The 22,465-nt window shown below is 61.2% G+C and carries 20 protein-coding genes; 16 read left to right on the top strand and 4 right to left on the bottom strand.

Features of this window, described 5'->3' with window-relative positions; all coding sequences use genetic code 11:
• A partial coding sequence (locus AAA138_RS08985; RefSeq protein WP_349090537.1) for an IS1 family transposase occupies positions 1 to 324 on the bottom strand: 324 nt, incomplete at its 3' end.
• 306 nt (positions 325 to 630) lie between these two features.
• Here AAA138_RS08985 and carA point away from each other — a divergent pair.
• The 5 genes from carA to AAA138_RS08960 all read left to right on the top strand — a co-directional run bounded on the left by carA (position 631) and on the right by AAA138_RS08960 (position 8,066).
• Positions 631 to 2,136 carry a glutamine-hydrolyzing carbamoyl-phosphate synthase small subunit gene (gene carA / locus AAA138_RS08980; protein ID WP_349090535.1) on the top strand — a complete coding sequence of 502 codons (1,506 nt, stop codon included), beginning with the start codon at positions 631 to 633 and terminating at the stop codon, positions 2,134 to 2,136.
• Positions 2,137 to 2,234: 98 nt separating this feature from the next.
• Complete coding sequence (gene carB, locus AAA138_RS08975) at positions 2,235 to 5,549, top strand: carbamoyl-phosphate synthase large subunit (protein WP_349090533.1); 3,315 nt, start codon at positions 2,235 to 2,237, stop codon at positions 5,547 to 5,549.
• 533 nt (positions 5,550 to 6,082) lie between these two features.
• Positions 6,083 to 6,547, top strand: coding sequence for a 5-(carboxyamino)imidazole ribonucleotide mutase (purE, locus tag AAA138_RS08970; protein WP_006235810.1), 465 nt, complete (start codon positions 6,083 to 6,085; stop codon positions 6,545 to 6,547).
• A gap of 36 nt (positions 6,548 to 6,583) precedes the next feature.
• On the top strand, positions 6,584 to 7,582 hold the full coding sequence (locus AAA138_RS08965) for a class B sortase (protein WP_349090531.1): 999 nt from the start codon (positions 6,584 to 6,586) through the stop codon (positions 7,580 to 7,582).
• A gap of 67 nt (positions 7,583 to 7,649) precedes the next feature.
• Entirely contained in the window at positions 7,650 to 8,066 is a 417-nt protein-coding gene (locus tag AAA138_RS08960) for a molybdenum cofactor biosynthesis protein MoaE (RefSeq protein ID WP_349090529.1), read from the top strand.
• Positions 8,067 to 8,165: 99 nt separating this feature from the next.
• Here AAA138_RS08960 and AAA138_RS08955 read toward each other — a convergent pair whose 3' ends face one another.
• The gene (locus AAA138_RS08955; protein ID WP_148331752.1) at positions 8,166 to 9,395 is read right to left on the bottom strand and encodes a putative ABC transporter permease; all 1,230 of its coding nucleotides are present in this window, start codon (positions 9,393 to 9,395) and stop codon (positions 8,166 to 8,168) included.
• A gap of 296 nt (positions 9,396 to 9,691) precedes the next feature.
• On the opposite strand from AAA138_RS08955, the gene AAA138_RS08950 reads away from it, so the two are divergent.
• From AAA138_RS08950 to AAA138_RS08900, 11 genes are all read left to right on the top strand, one after another.
• The gene (locus tag AAA138_RS08950; protein WP_349090527.1) at positions 9,692 to 11,362 is read left to right on the top strand and encodes an amidophosphoribosyltransferase; all 1,671 of its coding nucleotides are present in this window, start codon (positions 9,692 to 9,694) and stop codon (positions 11,360 to 11,362) included.
• 157 nt (positions 11,363 to 11,519) lie between these two features.
• Entirely contained in the window at positions 11,520 to 12,623 is a 1,104-nt protein-coding gene (purM, locus tag AAA138_RS08945; RefSeq protein ID WP_349090525.1) for a phosphoribosylformylglycinamidine cyclo-ligase, read from the top strand.
• Positions 12,613 to 13,314 (top strand): phosphoribosylglycinamide formyltransferase, encoded by a 702-nt coding sequence (purN, locus tag AAA138_RS08940; RefSeq protein ID WP_006235804.1) that lies wholly within the window; start codon positions 12,613 to 12,615, stop codon positions 13,312 to 13,314. Before purM ends, purN begins: the two co-directional genes overlap by 11 nt.
• 152 nt (positions 13,315 to 13,466) lie before the next feature.
• Entirely contained in the window at positions 13,467 to 13,931 is a 465-nt protein-coding gene (locus AAA138_RS08935; RefSeq protein ID WP_148331750.1) for a PTS sugar transporter subunit IIA, read from the top strand.
• Positions 13,932 to 14,155: 224 nt separating this feature from the next.
• The gene (locus AAA138_RS08930) at positions 14,156 to 15,376 is read left to right on the top strand and encodes a peptidylprolyl isomerase (RefSeq protein WP_148331749.1); all 1,221 of its coding nucleotides are present in this window, start codon (positions 14,156 to 14,158) and stop codon (positions 15,374 to 15,376) included.
• A gap of 54 nt (positions 15,377 to 15,430) precedes the next feature.
• Positions 15,431 to 15,874: a GatB/YqeY domain-containing protein gene (locus tag AAA138_RS08925; RefSeq protein ID WP_006235801.1), complete on the top strand. Its 444-nt coding sequence runs from the start codon at positions 15,431 to 15,433 to the stop codon at positions 15,872 to 15,874.
• Positions 15,875 to 16,257: 383 nt separating this feature from the next.
• Positions 16,258 to 16,989, top strand: a complete 732-nt coding sequence (locus AAA138_RS08920) for an amino acid ABC transporter ATP-binding protein (protein ID WP_022094215.1) — start codon at positions 16,258 to 16,260, stop codon at positions 16,987 to 16,989.
• An 8-nt stretch (positions 16,990 to 16,997) separates the two neighbouring features.
• Positions 16,998 to 17,873 carry a transporter substrate-binding domain-containing protein gene (locus AAA138_RS08915; RefSeq protein ID WP_271746727.1) on the top strand — a complete coding sequence of 292 codons (876 nt, stop codon included), beginning with the start codon at positions 16,998 to 17,000 and terminating at the stop codon, positions 17,871 to 17,873.
• 25 nt (positions 17,874 to 17,898) lie between these two features.
• Positions 17,899 to 18,645 (top strand): amino acid ABC transporter permease, encoded by a 747-nt coding sequence (locus tag AAA138_RS08910; protein WP_035136546.1) that lies wholly within the window; start codon positions 17,899 to 17,901, stop codon positions 18,643 to 18,645.
• 3 nt (positions 18,646 to 18,648) lie between these two features.
• Entirely contained in the window at positions 18,649 to 19,287 is a 639-nt protein-coding gene (locus tag AAA138_RS08905; protein WP_349090522.1) for an amino acid ABC transporter permease, read from the top strand.
• Positions 19,288 to 19,335: 48 nt separating this feature from the next.
• Positions 19,336 to 19,959 carry a cytidylate kinase-like family protein gene (locus AAA138_RS08900; protein WP_195239942.1) on the top strand — a complete coding sequence of 208 codons (624 nt, stop codon included), beginning with the start codon at positions 19,336 to 19,338 and terminating at the stop codon, positions 19,957 to 19,959.
• A gap of 126 nt (positions 19,960 to 20,085) precedes the next feature.
• Here AAA138_RS08900 and gltA read toward each other — a convergent pair whose 3' ends face one another.
• Both gltA and AAA138_RS08890 read right to left on the bottom strand, forming a co-directional pair.
• A complete protein-coding gene (gene gltA, locus AAA138_RS08895) occupies positions 20,086 to 21,495 on the bottom strand; it encodes an NADPH-dependent glutamate synthase (protein ID WP_349090520.1) in 1,410 nt (469 codons plus the stop codon).
• Positions 21,486 to 22,325 carry a sulfide/dihydroorotate dehydrogenase-like FAD/NAD-binding protein gene (locus AAA138_RS08890; protein WP_006235793.1) on the bottom strand — a complete coding sequence of 280 codons (840 nt, stop codon included), beginning with the start codon at positions 22,323 to 22,325 and terminating at the stop codon, positions 21,486 to 21,488. The genes gltA and AAA138_RS08890 overlap by 10 nt, the downstream gene beginning before the upstream one ends.
• Positions 22,326 to 22,465: the final 140 nt, after the last annotated feature.

Genomic DNA, 22,465 nt, shown 5'->3' with positions numbered 1-22,465 from the left:
GAGCACGAAGCACTCGGCGTAGGCCATCCAGGTCTCCTTCGGGAGCCTGCTCGTCCCCAGGATGCGCTCGCTGCCCATGCCGAAGGTCCTGCCGCAGCCCCGGCAGAGGTAGCGCTGCTCGCCGTTCCCGGCCTTCCCCTTCTTCACGACCGCGGCGGACCCGCAGCGCGGGCAGCGTTCGGCTTCGTAGGCGGAGCCGGCCGCGTCGTCGAACGCCGCCGCGCGGATCACGTCCCTGACGGATTCGATCGCGCGGCGGCGCTCGGTCTTGCTGAGGTTCGCCATGTCCTTCTTGAAGTTGAGGACCAGGTCTTCGGCGTTCATGCTGCCCCCATCATCGCGGTCTACAGGGCTAACGATATGGCACCGTGGGGACACATGTATGTCAATCCTGGTCTAACAGAGCCTTAAATAATCATTCTGTTGTGTATGCAGTTGGCGACAAAGCCCCGCGCTCAGAATGATTTTTTAATCCCCGTCCCAGAAAAATCAATATGCATAGAAAGTCATAATTATCATTTCGTAAACATTTCGATGAAATTAACGCCATGGCGCATACTTGCGGTTAAAATACCGCAAGGCCTAACTACCAACCTTTAAGCCGGTCCGGAGAGACCGGGAAGGAGAATTATGGCGAACAACCATACTGCGGGCACTACTGTCCGCACCTTCGCGCCCAGCGAGCTTTGCCAGCGCATGCTGGCCAAAACCAGCAAGGGCACCTGCGGTCCCTGCATCCTGTACCTTGAGGATGGGACCATTTTTTATGGCCGTGCATGCGGTGCCGAGGGTACTGCGACCGGCGAGGTCTGCTTCAACACCTCGCTTGAGGGCTACTTTGAGGTCATGACCGACCCGAGCTATGCCGGCCAAATCGTAACCATGACCTATCCGCAGATCGGCAACTACGGTATCGACGAGACCGACGTCCAGTCGGCCTTCCCCGGTGATACCGCCCGCCCCGCGAGCGCTCCCGCCATGCGTGGCATGATCGTCCGCGACATGTGCGCCACGCCTTCCAACTGGCGCTCGGCCGTCAGCGTGCCGGAGTACCTGCGTGCCCACGGCATCGTCGCTATCGAGGGCGTCGACACCCGCGCTCTTGTGCGCCACCTGCGCGACAACGGCTCCAAGATGGGCATTATCTCGACGGAAATCTTTGACGTCGCCGAGCTTGCCGAGCGTCTGGCCGCAGCGCCGACGCTGGTGGGCGAGAACCTGGTCAAGACCGTGAGCTGCCCTGAGCCCCACGAGTTTGCAGCTGCCGACCTGCCCGCTACGCATGACTTTGCGCTTGCCCCTGCCGCTCCTTCCCGCCACAAAGTGGTCGCCTACGATTGTGGCGTCAAACGCGGCATCCTGGAGGGTCTGGTCCGTGCCGGCTGCGGCCTTACTGTCGTGCCGTGGGATACGCCCGCGAGTGAGGTGCTCGACATGAATCCCGACGGCGTCTTTTTATCCAACGGCCCCGGCGACCCCGATGCCGTGGTGGAGACCTACGAGCAGGTGCAGCAGCTGATCGGCAAGGTGCCGGTCTTTGGCATTTGCCTCGGTCACCAGATGATCAGCTTGGCGTGTGGCGCCCAAATGGAAAAGCTTAAATTCGGTCACCGTGGCGGTAACCAGCCGGTTATGAACCTGGTGAGCCGTCGCGTGGAGATCACCGCGCAAAACCACGGCTTTGGCCTGCTGTTCCCAAGTCTGGGCAAACTGATCCCGGAGCTTTCCGGCGGCGAGACCGAGCATGAGGCCGACGGCGACCTGCGCGCCTGGGTGCGTCGCGGCATCGCGCCGGTCGTGATGAACGAGCGCTTCGGCCGCATTCGCCTGACGCACGTGAACCTCAACGACGGCACCGCCGAGGGCATCCAGCTGCTCGATGCCCCGTGCTTCTCGGTCCAGTACCACCCCGAGGCCTCGCCCGGCCCCACCGATGCCCACTATCTCTTTACCGCCTTTACGCGACTCATGGACGGCGAGGAGAACTACCTGGACATCGACACCGCGAAGGACCGCCTTGCCGGCTGGAATTTTGCTGACGATGGTTCCGCCGTTCTACCGAACGGCGGACCGGTCGACGCTGCGGCTGCATCTGGCACATCATCTTGCCGTTCTGCTTCGGACGCGCGGGCATAAGCCCAGCGCGCCCTCGCATCACGGCAACCTGATGCACCAGTTGCACCCTCGCTGACTTTTCCAAAACATTGAGTCAGCCTCTCTAGGAGGTTTTAAACATGCCGAAACGTACTGACATCAAGCGCATCCTCGTCATTGGTTCGGGCCCCATCGTTATTGGCCAGGCCTGTGAGTTCGACTACTCCGGCGCCCAGGCCTGCAAGGTGCTCAAGGAGGATGGCTTTGAGGTCATCCTGGTCAACTCCAACCCGGCGACCATCATGACCGACCCGGGTCTTGCCGACCGAACCTATGTCGAGCCCATCACCGCTGAGTTTATCGAGCGCGTAATCAAGAAAGAGCGCCCGGACGCGCTGCTGCCCACGCTGGGCGGCCAGACCGGTCTGAACGCCGCCGTCGAGCTGGCGAAAGACGGCACGCTCGACAAGTATGGCGTCGAGATGATTGGCTGCGACCTGGCCGCTATCGAGCGCGGCGAGGACCGCAAGCTCTTTAACGAGGCCATGGCCGAGATTGGCCTGGAGGTCGCGCGCTCGGGCTATGCCTACAGCGTGGCCGACGCCGAGGCTATCGCCGAGCGCGTGGGCTATCCCTGCGTACTGCGCCCGAGCTTTACCCTCGGCGGCGCCGGCGGCGGCATCGCTCACACCCACGAGGAGCTCGTCTCCATCGTGAGCCAGGGCCTGGAGCTCTCGCCCGCCCACGAGGTGCTGGTCGAGGAGTCCATCGAGGGCTGGAAAGAGTATGAGATGGAGGTCATGCGCGACCACGCCGGCAACGGCATCATCGTATGCTCCATCGAGAATCTCGACCCCATGGGCGTACACACCGGTGACTCCATCACCGTGGCGCCGGCGCAGACGCTCTCCGACCTTGAGTATCAGCGCATGCGCGTAGCCTCGCTCGCCATTCTGGAGAAGATCGGCGTCGAGACCGGTGGCTCCAACGTGCAGTTTGCCGTGAACCCCAACACCGGTCGCTTGATCGTCATCGAGATGAACCCGCGCGTGAGCCGTTCGTCCGCGCTGGCCTCCAAGGCCACGGGTTTTCCCATCGCTAAGGCCGCCGCGCGCCTGGCTGTGGGCTATACGCTCGACGAGATCGTCAACGACATCACCAAGGCCACGCCCGCCTGCTTTGAGCCCACGATCGACTACTGCGTCGTTAAGGTGCCGCGCTTTGCCTTCGAGAAGTTCAAGGGTACCGACCCCACGCTCACCACGCGCATGAAGGCCGTAGGCGAGATCATGGCGATCGGCCGCACCTTTGAGGAGGCCTTCGGCAAGGCCATGCGCTCGCTGGAGGACGGCCATCAGGGCATTTGCGCCGGTGGCAAGGAGGGTGCCGACAAGCTGAGCGACGACGAGCTCGCCCAGGCTGTGGCCACCCCGACCGAGCACCGCATTTTCTTTATGGTCGAAGCCCTGCGCCGCGGCTGGGACATCGCGCGTATCCACGCTATTTGCGGTATCGATCCGTGGTACCTCAACCGTATCAACGACATGGTGCAGGTTCAGGAGAGCATCCGCGGCCTGCGTGTGGAGGATATCGACGCCGACGCGATGCGCTTGCTCAAGCAGTACGGCACGAGCGACGCCGAGATCGCCGCGCTGACCGGCTCGGACGAGCGCTTTGTGCGCGCCTATCGCAAGGGTCTGGGCGTGGTTCCCAGCATGAAGACGGTCGATACCTGCGCTGCGGAGTTCTCGAGCGCCACGGAGTACCACTACAAGACGTACGAGAACATCTACCGCACGAGCCCGGATGCCAAGAAGTGCGTGGCTCCCGACGAGACCACGCCGGCGGACAAGCCCAAGGCGATGATTCTGGGCGCCGGCCCCAACCGCATTGGCCAGGGTATCGAGTTCGATTACTGCTGCGTGCACGCGAGCTACGCGCTGGCGGCCCGCGGCTTTGAGACCATCATGGTCAACTGCAACCCCGAGACCGTCTCGACTGACTACGACACCTCGGACCGCTTGTACTTTGAGCCGCTCACCTACGAGGACGTCATGGATGTCATCGATGTTGAGCGTCCCGACGGCGTCGTGGTGACGCTCGGCGGCCAGACTCCGCTTAAGCTGGCGCGCATGCTCGAGGAGAGTGGCGTCAACATCATGGGCACCAAGCCCGATGCCATCGACTTTGCCGAGGACCGCGAGCGCTTTGCCGTCCTGCTCGACAAGCTGGGCATTATGTACCCGCCGGCGGGCCAGGCCACCTCGTTTGAGGAGGCCGAGGCCGTGGCCGCGCACATCGGCTACCCGTTGCTGGTGCGTCCGAGCTACGTGCTGGGCGGCCGCGGCATGATGATCGCCTATGATGCCGAGCATCTGCGCGATTACATGGCCGAGGCTGCGCGCATTAGCCCCGACTACCCGGTGTACCTGGACCGCTTCTTGGAGGGTGCGATCGAGTCCGACGTCGACGCCCTGTGCGATGGCGAAGAGGTCTACATCGGCGGCATTCTGGAGCATATCGAGGAGGCCGGTATTCACTCCGGCGACTCTGCGACCTGCATCCCGCCGTTCAGCTTTAGCGAGAGCCTGCAGGCGAAGCTTCGCGAGACCACGCGCCGCATCGCGATGGCGCTGGGAGTCCGCGGCCTGGTCAACGTGCAGTACGCCATCAAGGGCGAGACCGTCTACGTGATCGAGGCCAACCCGCGCGCGAGCCGCACCGTGCCGTTTATCTCCAAGGCCACCGGCGTGCCGCTGGCCAAGTGCGCGGCGCGTATCATGGCAGGCGATTCCATCGCGAGCCTGGGCCTGCCGAGCGACGAGCGTCAGCTCGATTGGTTCTGCATGAAGGAAGCCGTTATGCCCTGGGGTCGTTTCCCCGGTGCCGACGTTATCCTGGGGCCCGAGATGAAGTCGACGGGCGAGGTCATGGGTATCGCCAAGAGCTATCCCGAGGCATACGCCAAGACGCAGCTGGCGATCGACTACAAGCTGCCCGATCCGAGCTGCGGCAAGGTGTTCATCAGCGTATGCGACCGCGACAAGCGTCATATCCTTTCGGTCGCGCGTATCCTGCGCTACCTGGGCTTTGACATCTGCTCCACCGAGGGTACGGCGCGCGTGCTGCGCGGCGGCAACGTGACGTGCGAAGTCGTGGAGAAGATCAGCGGCCCGCACGACGGCGAGCGTCCCAACATCGGCGACCTCATCGCCGATGGCAAGATTGCGGTAATCATCAACACGCCGTACGGTCCGGGCTCGCGTGGCGATGGCTACCTGCTACGTACCGAGGCCGTGCGTCGCGGCGTGACCTGCGTGACGGCGATGTCTGCCGCCAACACCTACGTGAGCGCCATCGAGGCGGTGCGCGAGGACCAGCAGGGTCACGGCAGCGCCAACGACATGGGCATGGACGTCATCGCCCTGCAGGACCTGCCGCAGTACACGGTGTAGGTCGAGCTGTCCGGCCGGGGCGGGAGGGGCCGAGATTTCCCCCTTTCGCTCCGGCTGCAAGCAGAGTCGCTCAGGAGGAAACACGGCCCCTCCCGCCTCGGCCTATGGTGACTCGGGTGCACCGTGTGCTGCCGAAGGGACTTTGCGCGATGACTAGGGCTGAATAGAAAATGAGTGTGGGCTCTGTCGTTCGAATGAACGACAGAGCCCACGTTAATATTTCAGCCAACGTACGTCATAGCAATCCCCGGTAGGTCGAAGGTGCTCTGCGGCGGCCCGGTGTTTTCATCTGAACGACTTTGCGTAGCAACCGGAGCTCATTTATTTCAGCCAACGTACGTCATAGCAATATCCGGTAGGTCGCAGGGTGGCGGCTGAGCCTTTCCCTCGGGAAACTTCGCGAAGCCCAATTCCCGAGGGAAAGGCTCAGCCGCCACCACAAAGACCGCAGGGACGGGAGCAGCTATACTACTCTCAGTAGTTAAGGGTCGCGGATTCGCCGCGTCACCGCTCTCAACAGGAGGTCTTTGTTTATGGCAGATCAGAAGCCGGTTGTCGGGATCATCATGGGCTCCAAGTCCGATCTGGGCGTTATGGAAGGTTGCACCGCCGAGCTCGAGGCACTGGGCGTGCCCTATGAGCTCGTGATTGCGAGCGCGCACCGCACGCCGGCGAAGGTCCATGAGTGGGCCTCGACTGCTGCCGACCGCGGCATCAAGGTGATTATCGCTGCTGCCGGCAAGGCTGCTCACCTGGGCGGCGTCGTGGCTGCGTTTACGCCGCTGCCGGTCATCGGCGTGCCTATGAAGACGAGCGATCTGGGTGGTATGGACTCGCTGCTGTCGATGGTGCAGATGCCTTCGGGCGTGCCCGTTGCCTGTGTGGCCATCAACGGTGCCAAGAACGCTGCCATTTACGCCACGCAGATCCTGGGCGCCTGCGACCCCGAGTACCGCAAGGTTATCGAGAAGATGAAGCAGGAGATGGCTGACGCCTAAGCGCTCTGCCAGTCCATTTGCAGCATAAGGAGAGCCATGTCCGACTATCAGGGAAAGCGTTTTTCGGCTTCTCGGATTTCCGATCCAGCCAAGTCGGGAGCAGCCCGCGCGCCGCAGCAGGGTCGGACATCCTCTCCTCAACAGCCGCGCGCGCCGCGCCCCGTGACGCCGGCGAAGCATCGCCGTCAGGATACGCCTGCTGCATATCGCCCTTCGTCATACAGTACGGCCAAGAAGTCACCTCGCTCTTCGGCGCATGCCGCGCCATCGAGCTATACCGAGCCGCCGCGCAAAAAGCGCCGCTCCGTCATTCCCATTCTGCTCATCATCATCGGCATTGGCCTGATCGTTGCTGCGGCCGCCATCTTTATCAACGCGCAGATTGGCTACAAGCAGGCGAGCGAGTCGTATCAAAAAATCGAAAAGCAATATGTGAGCGACAAGGACGCCAGTGGCGTGCCAATTGTCGACTTCAATGCGCTGGCCCAGACAAATCCCGAGGTTGTGGGTTGGATTTACGCGCCCGGCACCAACATCAACTACCCCGTGGTGCAGACCAACAACAACTCCAAGTACCTCAACACGCTGTTCGACGGTACGGCCAATGCCTCGGGAGCCATCTTCCTGGATAGCGACGACACCGCGCCGGGCATGGTGGATCAGCAGACCACGATTTACGGTCATCATATGAACGACGGTTCGATGTTCAACGTGATTTCGGATACGACCGATCAGGCGACGTTCGACAGCATGGAATACGTGTACTACATCACGCGTGATGCGACGTATAAGTTGCGCCCGCTGGCGACCAAGGTGGTCGAGGACACGTATGCCAAGGCGCGCACGCCCAACTTTGAGGGCGATGACGGACTGAAGAATTACCTGTCCGAGATGCTCGACGGCGCCTCGGCCGTGGCGAGCGATGCCACCGATCGTGCCGCTTCGGCAACCAAGATCGTAACGCTTGTGACTTGCCGTTCGCTGTCATTTAGCAATACGCGCGCAGTCATGGTACTCACGCCGGTCGAGGAATAAGTGGTTCGAGAGTAGCTAAAAGAGCCCCGTCCCAAAAAGACTACCCTGGAAATCAAAAGGAGAAATGATGCTTGAAAGCGGCAAATCGATGCCTTCGGTTGATGCTTGGCTGCGCGAAGCCAAGGCCGATGCTTCGGCGGCTGATTGTGGGATGTACCTGACACACAACGGCGTGGTGCGTGCGACGCCCAAGGCCGAGGTGCGTGGGGTCGAGACAGATGGTGTGGCGCCTGGGCATAAGGTGGGCGGCATGGTGTTTGGCTTCGATGCCGAAAAGGTGCAGGCCGCTATCGAGGCAACGCGCGCGATGCCGGGTATCGGCTATGTGCGCGTGTGGCTGGCGAGTGGCGAGCTTACCGTGGGCGACGACATCATGCTCGTACTCATTGGCGGAGACATTCGCCCGCATGTCGTCGATGCGCTGCAGGCGCTCGTCGGTACCATCAAAAATGAGTGTGTGAGCGAGGTCGAGCGCGAGGCGTAAGGCCGGCAGCAGCACTCGCCAACAAAAAGCCCGCTGGCAGTTCAATCAGTCTGCCAGTGGGCTTTTCTGTGCGTTGAAAAATCTCGGCATTGCGTGGCGCTACACGCGTGTGGCGTCCTTGGGGCTCATGGTCATACTCTGAAAACGGTTCTCCATATATTCGTTATCGAAATGCTTGTCATAGAACTGTGCGACGGGAATATTTCGAACGGTTCCGTTGACGCGCTGATACCAATAGTCGAGCGATTGCAACGTCATGACGCCGTCGATCAACATGACGGCGGTCAGGATGACGGTAGCAGAGTAGCGGCGTTTCCATGGAATCATATTGATGAGCTTAAGCAGGCGCGGCAGCAAGACCTTGATCCAGATGAGGCCACCCAGGCCCCACATGCAGGCAAACGGCGTGCATGTGCGTCCCCCGGTCAATACCGCGATGGGATCGGGCATGCCGAATAGCCTAATGTGTGAATAGCTCCACGACACCACGCCAAATGAGGTCTGCATAAACCAGCCTACAAACACCTCGAAAGCGCCGCCGATCAGGGCACTTACCAGGAAAATGATCAGAGGATTCTTTTTATAGAAGCGGTTGAGCGCCATGGTCATGAGCACCGCGCCAAATCCGTAGATGGGGCTAAAGGGGCCAAATAGCATACCGGCACGGTCCTGATAGACGCCGGGATCGACGACGACCATATGCCAGACTTCCTCGAGAATGAGACCTAACACGCTGCAGACGAAGAATACCCAGAACAGGTTGAAGTAGTTGAGCTTGATGTAGCCCTCGCCGGTTTCGTCGCGGCCGAGCATCCCCTCGGCGGCGGCATCGCGGTCGAGCATCTCTTGCAGACGGCGCTGCAGTTCGCGCTCCTGGCGTAGCGTGGGGTCGACGGTGGCCGACAGCGCAATGAGGATGACAAGCTGGACGGCGGGGCGCAGCAGGAAGGGTCCGATGCCCTGGAGCATCACGTCAACTAAAAGCTCCACGACGGTAAATGCGATGAGGACGTAAGACAGGCGGGCGGCATTGCGCCGCTGGTCCTTGATGAGGTCCAGGCCAAAGACGATCAAGATGATCGCGCTTGCCGCCGAGAGCATAATGCCGGCGACGATAAGGCCAACCGCGACTAGGGTGTTATCACCGAGCTTAGCGGCGACGTTGCCGTTAATGAGTGCGGTGATGACCTGCCACATAAAGACGGCGACTGACGGGAGCGTGCCCACGCCAGATAGGGTGCACAGGACTGCGTAGACCTTGATGATAAGGGGGATCTTCTTGGCCTCCGTGGTGCTGGGGACACTGGGGTCGAGTTGATTTCGATCCATACGCTACCTTTCTCGTCTTGTAGTAGCCTACAAGGATACGCCGACGACCAGCTAAAAGACAGGACGAACGTCCCAATTGCAACAATGTAGCCCCTAGCGCGGGCGAGACACGGCGCACGGGAAGTCTTCGAGGCCGTTGCCCCTGAGAGTGGACTACCCAATAAAATGTTTGGTCGCAAAACGGATAATAAGCTCGGTGGGCTTTTAAAAAGCGCTGCTCATGCGCGGGGGAGCGCGTCGCGCCGTGCGTATAATAAGGCGGGTAACGCCAAAATACGAGGCTCTGAGGGGATGCCATGTCTCAAGAAACCATCCGCGCGGCCGAGCGTGCCGCGGGACAGGTGACGACCATGTCGACGTATGATCCGGACTCTGACCAGCTGCATGAGGAATGCGGCGTTTTTGGTGTCTGGGCGCCCGATCGCGACGTGGCTCGACTGACGTACTTTGGCCTGCGTGCACTGCAGCATCGCGGCCAAGAATCGGCGGGAATCGCCGTTGGTGACGGCGGTACGGTTATGGTCCGCAAGGATCTGGGCCTGCTCGACCGCGTGTTCTCCAATGCCGACTTGTCGACGCTCTCCGGTCAGCTGGCCGTGGGTCATGTGCGCTACGGCACCGCCGGCGCCAAGAGCTGGGAAGCCTCTCAGCCGCACCTCTCTACCATCAATAGCGTCATTATCGCGCTCGCGCACAACGGCACCCTCGTCAACACCGACGAGCTGCGTCGCCAGCTGATCGAGCTGGGCGTACCGTTCCTCTCCAACTCGGATTCCGAGGTCGCGACCAAACTCATCGGCTACTTTACTCAGCGTACTGGCCATCTGCGCGAGGGCATTCGCAAGACCATGGAGCTCGTGCGCGGCGGCTACGCCATGACGCTCATCAACGAGCAGGCGCTCTACGCATTCCGCGATCCGCACGGCATTCGCCCGCTCGTGCTGGGCAAGCTGGTGGATGAGGGCCTGGACCAGGCCGATGCCGCATCCGTTTCGCAGCTGCCGTCGCAGGACGGCGCCGCGACGGTCGACGCCACCACCCATGTCACGCGCGCCGGCGGCTGGGTCGTTGCCTCCGAGACCTGCGCGCTCGATATCGTGGGCGCCGAGTACGTCCGCGACGTCCGTCCCGGTGAGATTTTGCGCATCAGCGCCGAGGGCCTTGTGTCCGAGCAGGGCGTGCCTGCCGCCGAAGAGCCTGCTAACTGCATTTTTGAGCAGGTCTACTTTGCTCGCCCCGATTCCATCATGAACGGCAAGAGCGTCTACGCCTGCCGTTATGACATGGGTCGTCAGCTGGCACATGAGGAGCCCGTCGAGGCCGACCTGGTCATCGGCGTGCCCGACTCCGGCCTGCCGCCCGCGGAGGGCTATTCGCACGAGAGTGGCATTCCCTTTGGCGAGGGCCTCATCAAGAACCGCTATGTGGGCCGTACGTTTATCGAGCCTACGCAGGAGCTGCGTGCCATGGGCGTGCGTATGAAGCTCAACCCGCTGCGTGACAACATCGAGGGCAAGCGCCTGGTCGTCATCGACGACTCCATCGTGCGCGGCACCACCATGGTGCAGCTCGTCAAGATGCTGCGCAACGCCGGCGCCAAGGAGATTCATATCCGCATCAACTCGCCCGAGGTCATCTGGCCGTGCTTCTACGGTATCGATACCGACGTGCAGTCGCAGCTTATCAGCGCCAACAAGACGGTCGACGAGATTTGCGAGTATATCGGCGCCGATTCGCTGGCCTTCCTTTCGGTCGAGGGCCTGCTTAAGGTCATGCCCAAGGGCGGTTACTGCGATGCGTGCTTTACCGGCCGCTACCCCGTGGCGATTCCCGAGAGCTTTGGCCGCGACAAGTTCATGGAGGGCTTTAAGCCCCGCAACCTGGACAAGCCGCTGCACTTTGATGACGACGCCGTGGTCGAGAAATACGACGATCGCAGCTGGGAAGAGGAACACGGCGAGGCCTAAAACCTGCCAAAAAGGGACAGGTTTATTTTGGTAGGTTTTACCTGCTGTTTTGTTGATATGACGGCGCGCGTTGTTATGGCGCGCGCCGAAATGAACGCAACTATGAGCACCGTTTGGCGCCCGGGCGGCGCCACGGTAGTGGGAGAGGAAGGCTCAGATGAGCGACAGCAAGCATGTGACGTATGAGGATGCCGGCGTCGATACCGCCGAGGGCGGCCGCGCCGTTGACGCTATTAAGCAGATGGTTAAGGACACCAACCGTCCCGAGGTCATCGGCGGCATCGGTGGCTTTGGTGGCCTGTTCTCGGCTGCCGCGCTTAAGGATATGGAAGACCCGATTCTGATTAGCGGTACCGACGGCGTGGGCACCAAGCTCGTGCTCGCCCAGATCATGGACCGTCACGAGACGGTGGGCCAGGACCTGGTTGCTATGTGCGTCAACGACATTCTGGCTTCGGGTGCCGAGCCGCTGTTCTTCCTGGACTACGTTGCCATCGGCCACATCGAGGCCGAGCACATGGCAAAGATCATCAAGGGTGTGGCCGACGGCTGCAAGCTCGCGGGCTGCGCGCTCGTGGGCGGCGAGATGGCCGAGCACCCCGGCGTCATGGCTCCTGCCGACTACGACCTTGCCGGATTTACCGTGGGCGTCGTCGACCGTCCCAAGATGCTCGACCCCGCGAATGTCCGTCCCGGCGACGTGATCCTGGGCCTGCCTTCCACCGGCGTGCACTCCAACGGCTACTCGCTCGTGCGTAAGGTCATTGGCGTCGACGGTATTAAGCCGGGCACGCCCGAGGCCGCCGCTAAGGCCGAGGAGCTGAGCCGTCCGCTCGAGGAACTCGGCGGCGCATCGCTGGCAGACGCCCTGTTGGCCCCCACGCGCATCTATGTCAAGCCGATTCTGGAGCTGCTGCGCGGTGGCGCTCCGGTGCACGCCATCGCCCATATCACTGGCGGCGGTATTACCGAGAACCTCAACCGCGTGCTCGCCGACGACGTCGACGCCGTGGTCACCCGCAACGGCGCCGAGATGGGTTGGGACGTTCCGCCCGTCATCACCTACGTGTCGCGCCAGGCCGAGCTCGCGCCCAACGAGGCATGCAAGACCTTCAACATGGGCGTTGGCCTGTGCCTGATCGTCGCCCCCGAGGACGAGGCTGCCGTGACCGAGGCCCTGGTCGCGCTGGGCGAGAAGCCGTTCCGCGTGGGCGAGTGCGTCGAGGGCTCCGGTAAGGTCGTGTACTCCGATGAGCGCTAACGAGCAGATGGCTGCTGCCGCGAGCCTGGGCTTTGTGCCCTACACCCGTCCGACCGGCACCGATACGGCCGAGCCGCTCAAGATCGGTGTGCTCATCAGCGGTTCGGGTACCAACCTGCAGGCGCTGATCGATCTGATCGCCGCCGGCAAGCTCAACGCTTCGATTGAGCTTGTGGTGTCGAGCCGTCCTTCGGCTAAGGGTTTGCAGCGCGCTGAGCGCGCGGGCATCCAGACGCTCACGCTGTCCAAGGATGTCTATGCCGACCCCATCGCCGCCGACGAGATCATCGCGCACGAGCTGCTCGAGCGCGGCTGCGAATATGTGGTCATGGCCGGTTACATGCGCATGGTGCACACGCCGCTGCTGGCGGCGTTTCCCAACCGCGTGGTCAACTTGCATCCGGCACTGCTGCCGAGCTTTACCGGCGCGCATGCGATCGACGATGCCTTTGCGCGCGGCGTCAAGGTAACCGGTGTGACCGTGCACTTTGCCAACGAGATCTACGACAACGGCCCCATCATCGCCCAGCGCGCGCTGGCTGTTGAGGAGGGCTGGGACGTCGACACGCTCGAGGAGCACATCCACGCGATTGAGCACGTGCTGTATCCCGAGGTCGTGCAGATGCTCGCCGACGGCCGCGTCCACGTGCTGGAGAGCGGCAAGGTTGCAATTGACGCGCCTCGCGGCTAGCGGCGCACAGTACAATTTAGCCGAGTAGTCAGGGTGGTCATTGGCGCCAAGGCGCGCGTGGCCACCTTTTGTTTTGGGTAGTCATCGGGAACGGTCTTTAACGACTGGTCATTCAAGAACGTCGCAGGTGACTAGGTGAGAGAGGTGAGCGCATGGCGGATAACGAAGCGCTGTTTACGCCTGAGTTGGTGTTTTTTGATTGGGAGTGTGCGACGCCGGATGAGGTGTTTGCGCGGCTCGAGGGCGAGCTTGCACCACGTGGCTACATTGCGTCCGGTTGGCTCGGCGCCGTTCGCACGCGCGAGGATGCCTATCCCACGGGTCTTGCCATGCCGGCGGCAAACATTGCCATTCCGCATACCGATCCGGGGTTTGTGGCCAAGCCCTATATCGCGGTGGTGAAGCCCGCCGCGTCCGTGACATTTAACGCTATGGCTGGCATGGGCGCTCCGGTGCCGGTGCAGATCGTCATCAATCTGGGTATTGCCGAGCCGGGCGGCCAGGTCGAGGCCCTGCAGGCGCTCATGAACATCTTTATGGACGCCGATGCCGCAGCCGACGTGCTCGGCCAGACCACGCCCCAGGGCATGGTCGACGCCATCCGCCGCCACTTCTAAGGTGGGGCTGAGTCGGCACTTGGGGACGTTCCTTTTCTGCCGGCAGTAAGGGACAGTCCCGAAGTGCCGGCATATAAAGAACGTCCCCAAGTGCCAAGTGCCAGAGCTGTCCCCTTTGCACCAAAATGGTGCAGATTAACCTGTCCCCAATGCACCAAGCGTGTCGCGGGGGCCGCGTTGTGACACAATGGCGTTTGTTCGATTCGTTATGCGAAAGGCCAACTATGGCAAATAAGAAAAAGAACTCCGAGGCCGCGCCGACGCCCGAGCAGCAGGCCCGCGCTGCCTCCAGCTCTCGCAAGAAGCAGCGCAAGACGTACGTGTCTAAGACCGTCAAGATCGTTCTGGTGGTCATCGGCGTGCTGGCGATGCTGCTTTCTGTCTCGGCGATGGCGTGCTCCGGCCTTATGTCGCAGGCTGAGGACACCTCGGGCTACAAGCTGACCGGCGGTGTTGCTGCCACTATCAACGGCACCAACCTTACCGAGGACACCGTGACCAAGCAGATCATGAGCATGCGCACGTCCTACGGCTACACCAAGGATGAGGATTGGGCGCAGTATCTGGTTGACAACGACCTCACGCCCAAGAAGTACCGCAAGCAGCTCATCGACTCCTACACGCAGCAGATTCTGCTTCAGCAGGCACAGAAGGAGAACGGCGTGACGGTGTCGGACGAGGAGGTCGAGAAGGCTTGGAAGGACGCGTGCAAGAGCGCGGGCGGTGCCAAGGCCTTTAAGAAGACCCTCAAGACCTACGGCTATACCGAGGACACCTACAAGGATTCGCTCAAGGAGAGCCTGGCGCAGCAGAAACTCAAGGATGCCGTGGCGCCCACCAGCAAGCCCAAGGACAGCGAGATCGTCGATTACATCAACGAGAACCTGTCTAACTACAACGATGCTCGCCGCTCGTCGAACATCCTGATCAAGGTTGATTCCGACGCTTCCGACGAGGACAAGGCTGCCGCCAAGGCCAAGGCACAGGAGTGCCTGGACAAGATCAACTCCGGTGAGCTGAGCTTTGAGGACGCCGTTGAGCAGTACTCCGAGGACACCGGTTCCAAGGAGAAGAAGGGCGATGTGGGCTGGGATAAGCTCACCACTTTCGTCGACAGCTACCAGACGGCGCTCGAGGGGCTCAACAAGGGCGACGTGAGCGACGTCGTCGAGTCGACCTATGGTTACCACATCATCAAGTGCACCGACTACTTCCATGTCGATAATCAGGTCGATGACATCAACCAGGTGCCCAAGGCCATCAAGAAGTACGTTTCCAATGTGGTGAAGACGCAAGCGGCCAGCACCGCGTACAGCGAGTGGCTGGAGCAGTACAAGAAGGATGCCGACATCACCGTTAACCCCATGCCCAAGGACGTGCCGTACAACGTCAGCCTGAAGGGCGTCACCAAGAGTTCGACCGACGATTCGTCGACGACTGAGTAATCATGGGGCGGCGCTCGTGTGAGTGCCGTCCGCACTATTGAGGAGGATTTGCAGATGACCAACGAAGAGCTGCAGAAGGAAATGATTGCGGCCATGAAGGCCAAGGACAAGGTTCGCCTGTCCATCATTCGCCAGGTCAAGGCCGAGGTGAAGAATATCGAGGTCAACGAGCGCCGCGATGTGACCGAGGAAGACGTCAACAGCATGATCAAGCGTTTGATTAAGCAGACGAGCGAGACGTTGGAGATGTCCATCAAGGCCGGTACCGACCAAGAGCGTACCGACAACCTGACCGAGCAGGTCAAGATTCTGGAGAGCCTGCTGCCCGCGCAGGTTTCGGGTGAGGAGCTCGAGGCCCTGATCGAGCAGGTTATCGCCGAGCTGGGTGCCACGTCCAAGAAGCAGATGGGCCAGGTTATGGGTGCACTCGGCAAGGCCACCGGCGGCAACTTCGACAAGCCGGCCGCGGCAAAGATCGTCGGAGCAAAATTGGCGTAATTTGTTACGCGGTTTTACCAAACCGCGTAACGGCTCGACGCTGCAAACCCGCACACGCGGCAATCTGACGTTCAATTTCAAGGGCGCGACCATAAGGTCTGCGCCCTTTCATTTCACGTCACCTTGCTCGCGTGTACGGTTTTCGCTGACTTATGCTCAACAAGGGCGGTTGGAGGAAGGGCGTCCCCCGCGGGCGCTCATTGGGGACGGGCTTAAATGAGTGCCCAATGAGCAGGTACTCATTTAAGTCTGTCCCCAATGACTAGGTGCCGACGAGCAGGTGGAAGGTTGCGGGTTCTTTACGGGAATGTAGTGTGGGCTGCGAAAACGTGGTTCTTTCCGTACAATAGTTCAACTCGTGTAAACGCAGGGAAGGGACATTCATGGCAGACATGATCGAGATCAAGCATCTCAACAAGTACTTTGGCGACCTGCATGTGCTCAAAGATATCAACCTCACCGTCAAGCGCGGCGAGAAGCTCGTAATGATCGGGCCTTCCGGTTCGGGTAAGTCGACGCTCATCCGTTGCGTCGATTATCTGGAGGAGCCCACGTCGGGCGAGGTCGTCATCGACGGTACGCCGCTCACCAAAAAGAACCACCTGGAGATGGCTCGCAAGTATAGCTCCATGGTGTTTCAGCAGTTCAACCTGTATCCCAACATGACGGTGCTGGGCAACCTGACGCTCGCGCCCATCAAGCTACAAAAGAAGAGCAAGGAGGAGGCGACCGAGATCGCTATCGCCGCGCTCAAGCGTGTCGGCATGGCGCATAAGGCCGGCGAGTATCCGCAGAATCTCTCGGGCGGTCAGCAGCAGCGCATCGCCATCGCCCGTGCCCTGTGCACCAAGCAGCCCATCATCCTGTTTGACGAGCCGACCTCGGCACTCGACCCCGAGATGGTCCAGGAAGTTCTGGACGTCATGATCGAGCTCGCGCAGGAGGACATCACCATGATCTGCGTGACGCATGAGATGGGCTTTGCGCGCCAGGTGGCCGACCGCGTCATCTTTATGGAGGACGGCCGCATTCTGGAGGAGGGCACGCCCGAGCACTTCTTCGATAACCCCGAGAACCCGCGCTGTCGCGAGTTCCTGTCCAAGATTCTGCACTAGGCGCGGTGATGGACATGACGGATATGACGAGGGAGGCCGTGTCGCGCCGTCACTTTTTGCAGCTGGCTGGCGCCAGCATGCTTGCGCTGACGGCGACCGCGCTTACCGGTTGCGGCAACTCCACCAGCGGCGAGGGCTCCGACAAGGGGTCCAAGCTTGCGGCCATCAAATCGCGTGGCCATCTGAATGCCGGCGTTAAGAAGGACGTTCCCGGCTACGGCTATTACGACACCGCCAAGGGCCGCTTTGAGGGCATGGAAGTCGATTTGTGCTACCAGATCGCTGCTGCCGTCTTTGGCGTGAGCTACAAGGAGGCCCGCGCCCAGGAGCTTGTCGAGTTTACTGACGTAACGCCCAAGACGCGCGGCCCGCTGATCGATAACGGCCAACTTGACGTGGTCGCGGCGACCTACACCATCACCGACGAGCGCAAGAAGAGCTGGGATTTCTCGACGCCGTACCGCACCGACTACGTGGGACTCATGGTCAAGAAGCGTTCGGGCTTTACCTCGATTGAGGACCTGGACGGCAAGGTCATTGGCGTAAGCCAGGGTGCCACCACGCAGGGCCTGATCGAGCAGATGATCAAGGACAACGGCTTTAGCTGCAAGCCCGAGTTTAGGGCCTTTAGCGGCTACCCCATCATCAAGAGTTCGCTCGACGCCGGCAATATCGACGTCTTTGCCATGGACCGCTCCACGCTGGCCGGCTATATGAACGAGACCGTTGAGCTGCTGCAGCCCGAGGTCAAGTTTGGCGAGCAGGGCTACGGCGTGGCGACCAAGAAGGGCTGCGACCTTTCGGCCGTGGTCGATCGGGTGATTTGCAACCGCCTAGCCGACGGCTGGCTCGACCAAGAGGTCAAGACCTGGGGTCTTGTATAGGCGCATCGTCCAAGGAAGGAATCAAATGCTCGAAGGATTATTTGACGCCGACCGTTGGTCGACGACATTTCAAAACATGGGGCCCTTCTGGGAGGGCTTTGGCGTGACACTGCAGGTGGTCGTTGCCGGCCTGCTGTTGTCGCTGGTGCTGGGCACGCTGCTGGGCGTGTTCTCTACCACTCGCTCGCGCGTGCTGCGCGCCATAAGCCGCGTGTACGTGGAGTTTTACCAGAACACCCCGTTGCCCGTGCAGGTGCTCTTTATGTACATGGCCGGTCCGCAGTTTTTGCAGGCCATAACCGGTGCCGACCAGCCGGTGCGCATCGCGCCGTTCGTGCTGGGCTTCTTGGGTGTGGGTCTGTATCACGCGGCCTACATCTCGGAGGTCATCCGCACTGGTATCGAGGCGGTTCCGCGCGGTCAGATGGAGGCGGCCCAGAGCCAGGGCTTCACCCGTGCGCAGGCATACTGGTACATCGTGCTGCCCCAGACGTTCAAGATCATTCTGCCGCCGCTGTGTAACCAGGCGCTCAACCTGGTCAAGAACACGTCGGTGCTGGCACTTGTGGCCGGCGGCGACCTTATGTACCGTTCCGACAACTTTGTGAGTCTGTACGGTTACCTGCAGGGATACATCGTCTGCTGCCTTATGTACTTCATCATCTGCTTTCCGCTCGCCATGCTGGTGCAGTGGCTCGAGCGCCGCTCCAAGGAGCGTCCGCGCGGCGTGAGCCTGGCCGAGCTGGGGCTCGACAACGTAGAGGAGGCCTAGCGCATGGAAATCTTCAACGCGTCCAACCTGCTCTACATTTGGGGCGGCTTTGTTAAGACGATCGAGATCTCGGCGCTGTCGATCTTTTTCTCGCTCATCTTTGGCACGGTGCTGGCGCTTGTTAAAAGCTATGCGCCCCGCCCGTTCCGTATTTTGGTGAGTGCCTATATCGAGCTGTTCCGTTGCACGCCGAACCTGCTGTGGATCCTTTTTATCTACTTTACGGTGCAGGGTTTGGACATTGTGATTTCGACCATCGCCTTTACGCTGTTTACCAGCGCCGTTATGGCCGAGATTGTGCGCGGCGGTCTCAACTCGATTCCGCGCGGCCAGTTTGAGGCAGCGCAGAGCCAGGGCTTTGGCTTCTTTGCCACCATGTGCTACATCATTCTGCCGCAGACGTTTAAGACGATCATTCCGGCGCTGTTTAGCCAGTGCACGACCGTCATTAAGGACAGCTCGTATCTTTCGGGCATTAACGTGGCCGAGCTCATGTACACGGCAAATGTCGTGATGGCCCACGCGATTGACCTGTCGCAGGTTCTTATGCTCTACGGCCTGGTGTTTGCGATGTACTTTGTGCTCAACTTTGGCATCTCGTTGCTGGTTCGCGCATATCAGAGGCGAATGGTGGCAGCGTAGAATGTGGCAAAGGGACAGCCCCTTTGTCACATAGAGAAAGGAATCGCGATGAGCGATCTGGAGAATAAGAAGAATCCTGTGGTCATTACCATCGCGCGCGACTTTGGCGCCGAGGGCCACGAGATTGGTCGCATGCTTGCCGACGAGTTGGGGATTCCGCTGTACGATAACGAGCTGCTGGTGCGCGCGTCGCTGCGCGCGGGCGAGTCGCTCGATAAGATGGCCGCCTATGACGAGCGTCTGGCCGTGGAGAACATGGCGTTTCTGCCCGACCGTTACGACGCACGTTCGTACTCGGACAAGTTATTCCAAAAGATGAGCCAGGTGATTTTGGATCTGGGCGAGACCGAGAGCTGCATTATCGAAGGCCGTCTGTCCGATTATCTGCTGCGCAACAACCCCAACCACATTGCCGTGCTGGTGACCGCTCCCTTTGAGGATCGCGTCGAGATTGTGCGCAAGAAGCGTGGCCTTAATAAAAAGAAGGGCGCCAAGCTGGTCAAGCAGCAGCAGAAGGCGCGCGAGGCGTTCTATAAGCGCTACAGTGCCGGAAAGTGGAAGATGACGAGCGGTAAAGACATCGTCGTCAACCGCGCCAAGCTGGGCCGCGAAGGCTGCAAAGACGTCATCGCCGCGGCGTACCGCTACAAGGCAGCGCAGCTCGAAGGCTAACCGACCAAAGCCACCACAAAGGGGACAGGCACCTTTGTGGTGGTCGAGTGGCCGGTATAGAAAAAGTCCCCGCCGGGCGTGTGCTCGACGGGGACTTTGCCGTTTGGTGGCTAGTGCTGTAGGTGATTACTCGCCCAACAGGCTCTTGGTGATGGAAGCGGCGGCCTTCTTGCCGGCGCCCATCGCCAGAATGACCGTAGCGGCACCGGTGACGATGTCGCCGCCAGCCCAGATGCGGGGATCGGTGGTCTGGCCGGTCTCCTCGTCGGCGACGATGTAGCCCCACTTGTTGAGCTCCATCTTGCCGCCGATCTTCTTTGCGAAGGGGTTGGCGTTGGTGCCGATAGCCGAGATTGCGACGTCGCAGGGAATCTCCTCGATGGCGCCCTCGATGGGCACCGGGCGACGACGGCCGGACTCGTCGGGCTCGCCGAGCTCCATCTTCTGGACCTTGACGGCGCACACGGAGCCGTCCTCGCCAGCGACAAACTCGAGCGGGGAAACGAGCGGCAGAACCTCGATGCCCTCGGCCTTGGCATGGTGCAGCTCGGCGCGACGGCAGGGCATCTCGTCCTCGGTACGACGATAGGCGATGATGGCGTGCTCGGCGCCCAGGCGCTTGGCGGTACGGACGGCGTCCATAGCCACGTTGCCGCCACCAAAGACGACGACGTTCTTGCCGTGCTTGGTGGGGGTGTCGTACTCGGGGAACTTGTTGGCCTTCATCAGGTTCACGCGGGTGAGGTACTCGTTTGCGAAGAAGACGTTGGGCAGGTTCTCGCCGGGGACGTTGAGGAACTTGGGCAGGCCAGCGCCGGTCGCCACGTAGATGGCGTCGAAGCCCTGCTCGAACAGCTCCTCGGCCGTGGCCATGTTGCCCACGACGGAGTTGTACTCAAACTTGACGCCCATGTCCTCCAGGCCGTCAATCTCGCGCTTGACGACCGCCTTGGGCAGACGGAACTCGGGGATGCCGTAGACCAGCACGCCGCCGCCGGTGAAGAAGGCCTCGAAGACGGTAACGTCAAAGCCGTTACGGGCGAGCTCGCCGGCGCAGGTGATGCCGGACGGGCCGGAGCCGACGACGGCGACCTTCTTGCCGTTCTTGGGGGCCATCTTGGGCGTGGAGGCGAGCTCGGGGCGATCACCCAGGAAGCGCTCGAGCTGGCCGATGGCCACGGGCTCGGACTTTTTACCACGGATGCACTTGCCCTCGCACTGGTTCTCCTGCGGGCAGACACGGCCGCAGATGGCGGGAAGCATGGAGTCCTCGCGGATGGTATCGAGAGCGCCGCCGAAGTCCTTCGCGCGGATTTGCTCGATAAAGCGGGGGATGTTGATGTTGACGGGGCAGCCCTCAACACAGAACGGCTTCTTGCAGTTGAGGCAGCGCTCGGCCTCGGCCAGCGCCATCTCCTCGGTGAAGCCCTTGTCGACGGGGCGGAAGTCGCAGGCGCGCTCGGCAGCCGGCTCCTCGTTATCGGGGGTGCGGGGCGACTTCATATCGGCAACGAAACGACCGTTAACTAGTGGCATGCGCAGCTCTTTTCCTCATAGGCCTTGAGGGACTCGCCCTCTTCGGAACGGTAAGCGGCCTGGCGGGCACGAAGGTCATCCCAGTCGACCAGGGTGGCATCGAAGTCGGGGCCGTCGACGCAAGCGAACTTGGTCACGCCGCCCACCTCGACGCGGCAGCAGCCGCACATACCGGTGCCGTCAACCATGATGGGGTTGAGGGACGCGGTGATGGGGGTGTCGTATTTCTGGGCGGTGAGGGTCGAGAACTTCATCATCGGAACGGGGCCGACGCAGAAGACCTGGCTCACGGCCTTGTCCTGCAGCAGGCGCTCCAACGGAGCGGTGACAACGCCCTGCTCGCCGTAGGAGCCGTCGTCAGTGGTGATGTGGATGTGGTCCTCGTCGAGGAGCTCGCGGAACTGGTCCTCCATGAGCAGGAGGTCCTTGGTGCGGGCGCCCATGATGGCGTGAACTTCGTGACCGGTCTCGACCAGGTGCTTGGCGACCGGGAAGGCAATTGCCAGGCCGACGCCGCCGCCAATGACGGCGCAGGGGCCCTCGGCCATCTCGGTGGGAACGCCCAGCGGGCCCACGACGTCGCGCAGCGACTCGCCGGCCTCGTAGGTGGAAAGCATCTCGGTGGTCTTGCCGATCACCATGAAGATGAACTCGACCCAGCCCTCGTCACCGTTCCAGCCGGCCAGGGTAAACGGGACGCGTTCGCCCGTCTCGTTGGCGCGGACCATGAGGAACTGTCCAGCGTGCGCATGCTTGGCGATTGCGGGCGCCTCGATGCGGAACTTGAACACCTTCTCCGAGAACTGCGTCTTCTCCAGGATCTTATACATAGAACCCCTCTCTTGTTAGGGCCGCCGAACCGTGCCTCCACGGAAATGGACGGTAGCCCGAATAAAACCGTACGTGCACAGGCGTTGTGCAGACATACGGTGCAAATTATACCCTCATGGACATGTCACTTACGTGTGTC

The sequence above is a fragment of the Collinsella sp. CLA-JM-H32B genome (assembly GCF_040098065.1).
In the GTDB taxonomy this organism is placed as follows: domain Bacteria; phylum Actinomycetota; class Coriobacteriia; order Coriobacteriales; family Coriobacteriaceae; genus Collinsella.
This window is presented reverse-complemented; position numbering and strand designations above follow the sequence as displayed.